Raw genomic sequence first — 1,581 nt, forward strand, 5'->3', positions numbered from 1 at the left:
GCGTCCTCGATGCGGCGGGGCTGCGGGATGCCGACGGTCCATTCCTTGGCGATGCGGCCGGGCCGCGAGGACAGCAGGACCACACGCTGCGCGAGCCGCACGGCCTCGCGGACGTTGTGCGTGACGAACAGGACGGACACGTCGGTCTCGGCCCAGATGCGGGTGAGTTCGCCGTGCAGGACGTCGCGGGTGATGGCGTCGAGCGCCGCGAAGGGTTCGTCCATCAGCAGGAGCCGGCTGTCCTGGGCCAGCGCCCGGGCCAGGGCCACGCGCTGGCGCATGCCGCCGGACAGTTCGTGGACGCGCTTGCCGTAGGCGCCGCCGAGCCGGACCAGCCGGGCGGCCGGCCGTCTCGATGGTGCCCGCGGACGGCCTGTCCAGTCCCGCGACCAGGTTGAGCAGGGTGGACTTCCCGCACCCCGAGGCTCCCAGGAGGGTGACGAACTCGCCGGGCGCGACATCGAGGCTGATGTCGTCCAGGACGAGCTGCGATCCGGCCGGGCCGGAGAAGGACTTCGAGACGTGCGCGATGCGGGCGGCGTGGGTCTGCTCCGCTACCGTGCCCTCGGCAGCCTTGGCGAGTGTGGTGGCCATGGTCGTCACCTCCTGGGGTTCGTACGGACGGGCTTACTTGGCGCCGAGACCGGCGTCGGAGACCTCGGGCTTGCCGGCGGCCTTGAGGACCTTGTTCAGGAGCGTCAGGTCGTAGATCCCGGCGAGGTCGGGCTGCTCGATGAGCTTGGCCTTGACCGCCCAGTCGGACTCGGTCTTCAGCGTCGCGGCGAGCGGGTCGTCGGTGACGAGGATGCTCTTCCACGCCGGGTCGATGACCTTCGCGTCGAGCGGCTTGCCGCCGTCGGCCTCCAGCTTCGCGTTCGCGGAGGCCTTCGCCTTGTCCGGGTTGGCGTTGATCCACTCGTTCGTCTTCACCGTGCCGGTCAGCACGGCCTCCACGACGTCCGGGTGCTCCTTGAGGAACTTCTGCGACACGATGACGTTCGTGATCACGAACTTCTTGTCGGGCCACAGGTCGGTCTCGTCGAGGAGGACCAAGCCGCCGTCGGTCACGAGCTTGGACGCGGTCGGCTCGGGCACCCAGGCGCCGTCGATCGAGCCCTGCTTGAAGGCGTCCGGGGTCACCTTGTTGTCCGTGCGGACGACGGAGACGTCACCCTTTCCGGACTCCGGGTCGACCTTCCAGCCCTTCTCCGCGATCCAGTTGAGGAACGCGACGTCCTGGGTGTTCCCCTTCTGCGGGGTGGCGATCTTCTTGCCCTTGACGTCGTCCAGGGTCTTGATCTTGTCCGGGTTCACGACGAGCTTGACGCCGCCGGACGCGGACCCGGAGACGATGCGCAGGTTGGAGCCCTTGGACTTCACGTAGCCGTTGATCGACGGCGAGGGGCCGATGAACCCGATGTCGAGAGAGCCGCCGTTGAGGGCCTCGATCTCGGACGGGCCGGCATTGAAGGACTGCGGCTTGATCGCGGTGGCGCCCAGCTCCTTGGCGATCAGGCCCTCCTGGAGACCGACCAGAGCGGTGGCATGCGTCAGGTTCGGGAAGTACCCGATACGCACCTC

Annotated in this window: 1 protein-coding gene and 1 pseudogene; both read right to left on the reverse strand. The window is 68.5% G+C overall.

All coding sequences use genetic code 11. The features are described from left to right. Nucleotides 1–594: pseudogene (locus IF09_RS41455) on the reverse strand (ABC transporter ATP-binding protein); the annotation flags it as partial. Between the two features lie 33 nt (nucleotides 595–627). After that, nucleotides 628–1,581: aliphatic sulfonate ABC transporter substrate-binding protein (locus tag IF09_RS0139505; protein WP_030304394.1), on the reverse strand; the 954-nt coding region annotated here is incomplete at its 5' end.

It is taken from the genome of Streptomyces katrae (assembly GCF_000717655.1).
In the GTDB taxonomy this organism is placed as follows: Bacteria; Actinomycetota; Actinomycetes; order Streptomycetales; family Streptomycetaceae; genus Streptomyces; species Streptomyces katrae_B.